This is a genomic window from Pseudoalteromonas sp. ESRF-bin5 (assembly GCF_002632075.1).
Taxonomy (GTDB): domain Bacteria; phylum Pseudomonadota; class Gammaproteobacteria; order Enterobacterales; family Alteromonadaceae; genus Pseudoalteromonas; species Pseudoalteromonas marina.
In genome coordinates this window covers 1-8,446 of record NZ_NTLW01000154.1, presented here as the reverse complement: position 1 = coordinate 8,446, position 8,446 = coordinate 1, and the positions used below count along the sequence as shown (strand labels likewise).

6 protein-coding genes are annotated in these 8,446 nt (G+C 40.7%); 1 reads left to right on the top strand and 5 read right to left on the bottom strand.

The window, feature by feature from the left end; genetic code table 11:
- From BCG07_RS08720 to BCG07_RS08700, 5 genes are all read right to left on the bottom strand, one after another.
- Window positions 1–509, bottom strand: a 509-nt coding sequence (locus BCG07_RS08720) for a class I SAM-dependent methyltransferase (RefSeq protein ID WP_286889845.1), incomplete at its 3' end; no start/stop codon positions are given.
- Between the two features lie 20 nt (window positions 510–529).
- A complete protein-coding gene (locus tag BCG07_RS08715; RefSeq protein WP_286889843.1) occupies window positions 530–4,180 on the bottom strand; it encodes an AAA family ATPase in 3,651 nt (1,216 codons plus the stop codon).
- The gene (locus BCG07_RS08710) at window positions 4,177–5,424 is read right to left on the bottom strand and encodes an exonuclease SbcCD subunit D (RefSeq protein WP_286889841.1); all 1,248 of its coding nucleotides are present in this window, start codon (window positions 5,422–5,424) and stop codon (window positions 4,177–4,179) included. The genes BCG07_RS08715 and BCG07_RS08710 overlap by 4 nt, the downstream gene beginning before the upstream one ends.
- A gap of 78 nt (window positions 5,425–5,502) precedes the next feature.
- Window positions 5,503–5,739 carry a hypothetical protein gene (locus tag BCG07_RS08705; protein ID WP_006793303.1) on the bottom strand — a complete coding sequence of 79 codons (237 nt, stop codon included), beginning with the start codon at window positions 5,737–5,739 and terminating at the stop codon, window positions 5,503–5,505.
- A 133-nt stretch (window positions 5,740–5,872) separates the two neighbouring features.
- Window positions 5,873–6,109, bottom strand: a complete 237-nt coding sequence (locus tag BCG07_RS08700) for a hypothetical protein (RefSeq protein ID WP_039037299.1) — start codon at window positions 6,107–6,109, stop codon at window positions 5,873–5,875.
- 284 nt (window positions 6,110–6,393) lie between these two features.
- On the opposite strand from BCG07_RS08700, the gene BCG07_RS08695 reads away from it, so the two are divergent.
- On the top strand, window positions 6,394–8,446 hold a 2,053-nt coding region (locus BCG07_RS08695), incomplete at its 3' end, for a M1 family metallopeptidase (RefSeq protein WP_286889839.1).

The following is an 8,446-nucleotide window of genomic DNA, read 5'->3' as shown; positions in this document are numbered from 1 at the left end:
TCACTTAAGCCTAAATCGGCACACACAGTAATTTGTGCTTCGCGCTCAAAGTCGGTTTCGGGTTTCATTAAATCGCTAATAAATAAGTTTGCGCCTTTATTTAAATTAGCTTTAATGTTTTTGAGTAGCTGCTTTTTGCTGCCGTCGTCTTTTAAAAAGTGCATTACGAGTAGGCATACCGCCGCATCGGCCTTAGTAGATAGCTTATCAAGCTCGCCTTCAATAACGTTAACGCGCTTTGCTATGCCGTGTTCTTCAAACGCTTGTTTAGCAATTGCGAGCATATCACTTGAGGTATCTTGCGCGGTAAATTGCCAAGTAGGGTTAAGCGCGGCAAGGGCGAGTATTTCTTTACCTGTACCGGCTCCTACTACTAAAATATGCGCGTTGTCTGCTAACGTAGCGAGTAGTTGTGCATTGGTAAGTTGGTGTAATAGCTCATAACCAGGTACTAAGCGGGTAATGCGACTATCGTAATGTGTTGCTTGCTCGCCTGTAAATGTCGGCATTTTTAACTCCTTTAATCAGCTTATAAAACTTCAATAGTGGAGTATCCACCACTTTGCTTATTTACATGAACTTGCGTGGCTACACGTTCGCTCATTTCGCTCACATGCGATATAACCCCTACTTTGCGGCCCTGTGCTTGCAACGAATCGAGCGCGTCCATAGCAACGCTGAGTGTTTCGCTATCTAACGTACCAAACCCTTCGTCAATAAACAAAGAGTTGATTTGTACTTTGTTTGACGAAAGCGATGCAAGCCCTAATGCAAGTGCTAGTGACACTAAAAACGATTCACCGCCAGAGAGTGTATTAACCGAGCGTTGTTCGTCGGCCATATCGCGGTCAATAATGGCAATATCGAGCGATTGCGCAATGGCTGTAAGCTCGTAGCGTTTATTAAGGGTTTTTAAGTGGCTATTAGCGTAATGCAGTAATATTTTTAGTGTTTGTGTTTGCGCTAAGTTACGCATGGTTTTACCGGTTGCATCGCCCAATACTTTATTAAGTAAGTGCCATTGTTCCACTCGCTTTTTAAGGGTGGCTAGCTCAGTTTGTTTACCCTCAAGCGCTTTGGCATTTTGGTTATGCTGCTCTATGGCGGTATTAATGGTAAGTAAACTATTTTGCTGCTCAGTTTGCTTTGTATTTAATGCCGTTAATTGCTCGCTAAGTTCAGCGTGGTTTTGTGATGGCTTGTTAGTATTTTGGTGATCTGTATGCGCACTTTGTTGCTGTTTAAGCGCAGCATTTGCATCTAAAAGTGCAGCTGAAAGCTGCTCAAACTGGGTTAAATGGGCTTTAATTTGCTCACTACTTAAAGTTAGTAAAATTGTGATCTGCTTATGTGTTGCCTCACTGTACTTGGCTTTAAAGTCGCTAAACCATTCGTTGTAGCGCTCTTCAAGTGTTTTAAGCTCCGTGCTTTGCTCGGCTAAACGCAGCTCTGCGTTTTTAAGCTCAATTGCATGCTCATCACGTTTTTTAACAGCGTTATCGTAAGTTTGCTGGCTGTTAGTTAACTGAGCTTGGCATTGCTCAAGCTGGGCATTAATTTTTGTTTGGTAGTCGTTTACGCTTATCTGCTCGTTATTAAATAACGCAAGGCGCTCACTTTGGATTGTATTTTGTAGCTGTTGAGCATTGTCTAAATCATCTTTTAGCGTTTTAAGTGCACTTTCGCTTTTAGTTATTAGTGGCTTAAGCTGCTGTAATTGCTGATTGGCTGTGTCTATTTGTTTTTGACTTTGCTCAAGTTGCGCATATGTATGCTGATACTGCTCAACCTGTTGGCTTAAATCATTTAAGTTAAGCGAGCCAGTTTGCAGCTGTTGCCAAAAGTTGCTGTGTTCAAATTGTGCATTAAGTGTTGTGGTTAGATCGCTAATTTGCGACGTTAGCTCAGCGTGCTTTGTATTTACTTGGCTTAGTTTATTAGTTAATTCACTATTTAAATTATGCAATTGCTGTTGTGTTTGTTGCTCTGCTTTCAAGGCGTTTGTTTGCTGATTTACCTTTTCTTGCAAGGCTGATTGCTGTTTTTGCGACTCAAAATAGTGAGACTTTTGGTTGTTGAGCTGGGCGTGGGTTTCATCAAGCTGCTGCTTTGTTAAATCGTTAAGCTCTGTGCGCGTTCCTTGCATTGTTGTTTTAATTTCTAGCTGTTTTGCCTGTGCGCTTTGTATGGCCTGACTGTGCTGGGCGTGCTCAGTGACAAGTACAGCATGTTGTGTTTGATGTTGATGCAGCTTAGTTTGAGCGCTATCGTGTAGCTGCTTAGCCTGATTATAACTTGCTTCAAAATCGGCTATTAGGTTAATTAATTGCGGGCTGTGGCTGCTTGAATACGGGTGCTCTTTTGCCCCGCACACTACACATGGCTCGTTGGGAATAAGCTGAGTGCGTAAATGCTCTACGTTTTCGCTGGCACGCAGGCGAGCTTGGTTTAATGCGTATTCGCTGTGTTTAAGTGCTTGTTCGCATGAAGCTAAGCTTTGTTGCAATGTTGTTTGCGTTTGCTCACTGTTTACAAGTTTGGCTGCAACCGCGGCTTGTTGTTGTGAGCTGTGTTTTATTTCTTGATTAAACTGTTGGTAGCGCAAGCGCTGATCATTTAAATATTCAATATTTTTAAGTTTGCTATCGCATTGCTCAATATTGAATTGACGTAGTTGCTCACTTAGTTGGTTGAGATCTTTCTGCTCATGCACAAGTTGTTGTTCTTGTAGTTCTACTTTTTTAGTTTGATCTGCTAACTGTGTCGCGTGTTTAGTTTGCTCTTCTAGCAGCTGTTTGCTTTGAGAAGCGGTTGCCTTTATTTGCTCATTGGCACTTAAATATGTATTAAAGCTGTGTTGGTAAAAATTCCAATCATTCGCTAGCGGGTTAAGCTGCGTATGTTCAGTAAGCCATTGCTGATGCTGCGTATTTAGCTTAGTTGCTTCATCAAGCGCGGTTTGGCTGTGTTTAAACTGAATTTGTAATTCGCTAAGTTGTTGCTGCTCTTTTTCACTTTGTTGAGTAAGGTTAGTAATGCTTTGTGCGTGTATAGCAAGCTGGCTGTCGAGCTCGCGGGCTTTTACAATAATTGGCTCAGCAGATTGCTTTTGCTCTTGCGCTGTTTTTAATTTGCTTTGTTTTGTTTTAAGTGCATCGGCTTGCTCTTCAATAAGCGTTGCATGATCAATAGTTTTTAAGTCACTTATTTGTTTATTTAGTGTGTTATTTTGCGCTGTTAAATACTCATGTCGTTTTCGGTTATCTTTTATCTCAAGTGCGCTTTGTGCTTGTTTTGCTTGCTCACTCTGTTGAGCAATTTTTGCAAGCTCGTTGGTAGCATGCTGCTGACTTTTTGTTGCCTCTTCAAGTGCTAGCTCAAGTGCACTTGCTTGCTTGTACCAATTTAGGTTTTGCTCTGTGCTTATTATTGTTTTTCTAGTGTGTTCTATTTTCTGTTTTAGCTCATTAAGTGTGGTGTGTTTTATTGCTAATTCGTCTTCACTCAATAAGGTATAGCTTGCGAGGCTTGCTTGTAGTAAATCAAACTTATCTTTTAACTCTTTGTTACGTTCAAAAATACGCTTACCAATTAGGCTAAATTTGTCGGTGCCTGTTAGGCACTCCAATAATTGCGCGCGTTCGTCGCCAGTTGCTTTTAAAAATGCAGCAAATTCGTGCTGCGCTAATAATACCGCACGCGAGAATTGCTCAAAGCTTAAACCTATTTTACTTTCTATTTGTTTTAAGGTTTGGCTTTTGTCGGCTATTAATGTTTCATCTGGTAGGGTAACTAACGTGTGCTCGGCTACTTTTAATTTACCGGTTACTTTTTTATGGGTGCGCTGTATAGAATAACGGGCGCGGTAAAGGTGTTTGTCTTGCCCTACAAAGTCAACCTCAGCAAAGCCTTCCCATTTTCCACGGCGTAATAAGTTACGCGCATCGTTTAATTTGATGCTGTCGCCATTAAAATCAATCAGGTTACCTTTATCGCCTTTTAGGCGTGCCGTTTTTGTGTAAAGCGCCAAACAAATAGCATCTAAAAAGGTACTTTTACCCGCGCCGGTGTCGCCGGTTATTGCAAATAAGCCCGCATCTTTTAGTGGGGCTTGAGTAAAGTCGATTTCGGCGTCTACTATTGATGCTAAGTTATGAATGCGTACTGCGGTTATTTTCATAGTTGCTCTTGCTCCGTCAGCTCACTTATTACATCGTTTAAAAGCACTTTTAGTTCATCGGGTACGCTCTGGCCTGCCATGTCTTTATCATTTGCAAAGGCTTGTTCTAATAAATTGAGCGGATTGAGCATTTCAACTTCACTTAAATCTTCAAATACTGTGTCGTTGTCGGTATGGGTTGTTTGTTCACGAACGCGTTCGATACCGCAAAATTTTACGTGCTTACCTTCTAGTGCTTGTTCTATTTGTTCTCTGAAGGTGGTGTCGGTATCACTTGATTTAAGTTTTACGCGTAAATAAGGGGCAATAGTATGTTGTGATGTATCGAGTGCTTTAATTTGTTCACATAAGTCATTCAGTGGCACACACTCCCCTTTTGGTAAAATAATAACGTCGGCCGAGCGAGGAATGTAAAGGGGGTTTACAGTTGTGCTAATACTCTGTTTTTTATCGCTTTTAAATTCGACAACATTAACTTGGTGAGTATAGTTACGTTCTGAAAACGACATGGGAATAGGCGTGCCGCTGTAGCGAATAGTCTCGTTTTTAGCAACTTGTTGCGCTTTGTGTAAATGGCCTAGAGCTACATAGTTGGCTTTATTGCCAAACACATTGGCTGAAATAGACTCTTCACCACCTATCACTAAGTTGCGCTCTGAATCGCTTGATATGTCACCGCCTTTAGCGTGTAAGTGCCCCATTACTATTAACGGTGAATTTTGCTCATTAATTTTATAGGCATGCTCTAAAGCAAGCTCATATGCATTTGCAACGCCCTGTGCATAGCTAGGGCCGTTTTTTGTTTGGCTTAGTGAGCTGACATCGCTTGAGCGCAAAAAAGGCATAGCAGCAATTACAGCGCGTTTATTATTAGTATTTATTTCTATAATAATATCGCCAGGCGCTGATACATCAAAACGCCCTACTACGTGGGTATCAAATTGAGCAAGTAAAGGCTGAGCCGCTAAAATACGATTTGCAGAGTCATGATTGCCAGCAATAATAACTACATGCAGCTGTGGGCAAAGCTTTTTGGCGTCTTTTATAAACTGATAAAGTTGGTTTTCGGCGCTGGCACTGGGTGTTGCCGTATGATAAATATCGCCTGCGACTAATAACAAATCTATTTGCTGCTCAACAAGTGTGGCAAGTAACCAGGTAAAAAATGCTTGATGCTCAACACGGCGGTCGTGTTCGTAAAATTGTTGGCCAAGGTGCCAATCGGAGGTATGAAGGACTTTCATGTCGCGCTCTTAAAAACCAGTAAGAGCGCCAATATACCCAAGGCTGCTAAAGATGCAAGCCTCAGTATAACTAAACAGTTAGCTTAAGCTGTACCAAATGCCAAAAATTACTGGCAAAGCAATCAATGCGATGAGTAGAGGTTTTTTTAACGTTTTAGTTTGTTTGGATTGTAGTCTTTTAAGTGCGTTAGTTTCGTTACAAGCAGCTACTTTATCAATGTAAAAATAACCTGAATCTAGGTACTGCTTACAGCTATTTTCGTTGGCTGGGATTGCAATTAGTTCTTGTTGTTTTTTTAGGATATAAAAATCCATGAGCCCACCGCATTTCTTACTTGTAATCGATAATACTTGAGGATAAATAGTCGTTATTTATTTGCCTCAAATAAAAAGGTGGGCGATTTTAAATACAAATGACTACAAAGATCAACCAAAAACTACGGTAATTTCAATTTATCGTACAAATAATTAAAATTAGTGAAAACACCGCAATATTTACGCCAATTATGAGCTGTTTTTTACTGTGTTTTTGTTCAGTGGTTAGCCGCTTTAGCGCATCTTCTTTGTTGCAGGCCGACACAATATCTACATAAGAATAATGGTCAGCTTTATAGCGCTCAAGTAGTTCTTTTTCAGCAGGAATTGCGTCTAGTTTGTTTGCCTTTTTTACAATATAGAATTTCATAGCGTGGACCTTTAAAATCTCACTTAACTCCACTGTAATCTCATTTGATGAACTTGACCTGAAGTTGGCTAATACGTGAGTGTTTTAATGCTCTAGTCGGTTTAAAATTTGTAAACCCCCTTTACATTTTTAAATGAATTAAAATAGCTAACAAATTATTGTTATTTGTGCGTACAAAACTTTAGTGAATATCACCCTAAAAATAGGGTGTTTGGTCGCTATTTAATTGAAGAAAACGGCTACATTTGACACAGTATGATCACAAAATTATTTTAGGACTAACAATGAAAAAAATAAGTCTTACGCTTAGTGCTCTTTTATTGCCAATGGTAATGTCGGGTAGTGCTATTGCGTCTTCAGTTGAACAAACAAAAGGCTCGTTTGTTGATAAGTTTCGTCAGTTAGATGAAGCATTGCCGACACCAAATGTTTACCGCAGTGCTGCGGGTGAACCAGGTGAAAATTACTGGCAGCAAAAAGTTAACTACGATATTGACGTGAAGTTAGATGAAAAAAAGCGTCGTCTTAGTGCAAGCCAGAGCATTGAGTATAAAAATAACTCACCGCATACATTAAAATATTTATGGTTACAGTTAGACCAAAATATTTTTAAAAGTGATTCAATTGCTGAAACCACTAAAAACTTTAAAAGCACGTTACAAAGCCTGCCTGCGCAAAAGCCCGCAAAACTGAGCCTAGGGCAGTTACGTCGCCAGCAATTTATGAGTGACAACGAACTTGGCTTTGCAATAAGCAATGTTAAAGACGAAGACGGTAAAGCACTACGTGTAACAATCGTAGATACATTAATGCGTATTGACTTGAATGAGCCATTAAAGCCAGGTAAAGAAGTTGAGTTCAGCATGGACTTTGCGTTCAATATTGTTGAAGAAGATGCTGTTGGCGCACGCTCAGGATATGAGCATTTTGAAAAAGATGGCAACGATATATTTTTACTTGCCCAGTGGTTCCCGCGTTTAGCGGCGTACACAGATTACGAAGCATGGACGAATAAAGCCTTTTTAGGCTCAGGTGAATTTACGCTTGAATTTGGCGATTACGACGTAGAAATTACAGTACCCGCTGATCACATTGTATCGGCGACGGGTAAGTTAGATAATCCAAGCAAGGTACTTACAAGCACGCAGCGTAAACGTTTAAAGCAATCTGAAACTGCTAAGCGTCCTGTGTTTATCGTGACCGAAGAAGAAGCACTCGAAAACGAAAAAGAAGGCACAGACAAAACGAAAACATGGCGATTTAAAGCCGACAATGTGCGTGATTTTGCATGGGCGTCTTCACGCAAATTTATGTGGGATGCAAAAGGTTACCAACAAGGCGGTGATGTTCAACCACTTGTTATGGCCATGTCTTTCTTCCCTAAAGAGGGCGGTGACTTATGGAAAAAGTATTCTACTGAATCTGTTGTGCACACAATGGAAGTGTATTCAAAGTATTCGTTTGATTACCCTTACCCAACTGCACAATCGGTAAATGGTCCGGTAGGTGGTATGGAATACCCAATGATTACCTTTAATGGTCCGCGTACTAAGTTACAAGATGACGGTACACGCACCTATTCTCAGTCTGAAAAACGATTTTTGATTGGCGTTGTGATTCATGAAGTTGGCCATATTTACTTTCCAATGATCGTTAACTCTGATGAACGTCAGTGGACGTGGATGGATGAAGGCTTAAATAGCTTTTTAGATGGTGTTGCTGGACGTGAATGGGATCCTACTATTCCTTGGGGTGTTGAGCCTCGTGATATTGTATCGTATATGAAATCTGAAGTTCAGGTGCCTATTATGACGCAATCAGATAGCGTACTTCGCTTAGGCCCTAATGCTTACACTAAACCTGCTGCCGCGCTTAATATTTTACGTGAAGTGATTTTAGGCCGCGATTTATTCGACTTTGCATTTAAAGAGTACGCACAGCGCTGGAAATACAAGCGCCCTACCCCCGCTGATTTCTTCCGTACTATGGAAGAGGCGTCAGGTGTTGATTTAGATTGGTTTTGGCGCGGCTGGTTTTACACTACCGACCATGTAGATATCTCGTTGGATAAAGTGTATCAACTGCGTTTAGATACTAAAAATCCAGATATAGATTACAGCCGCCTACGTGATATTGAAGCTGACAAACCAACATCGTTATTTGTTGAGCGTAACCGTGCAGAAGGTAAAAAAACATGGGTTGAGAAAAACCCTGATATTACTGATTTTTATGACGAAAATGACCGTTTCACGGTAACGAATAAAGAGCGCAACGCGTACAACAAGTTTTTAAAAGGGCTTGAGCCGTGGGAGCGTAAAACGCTAGACCGTGCTTTAA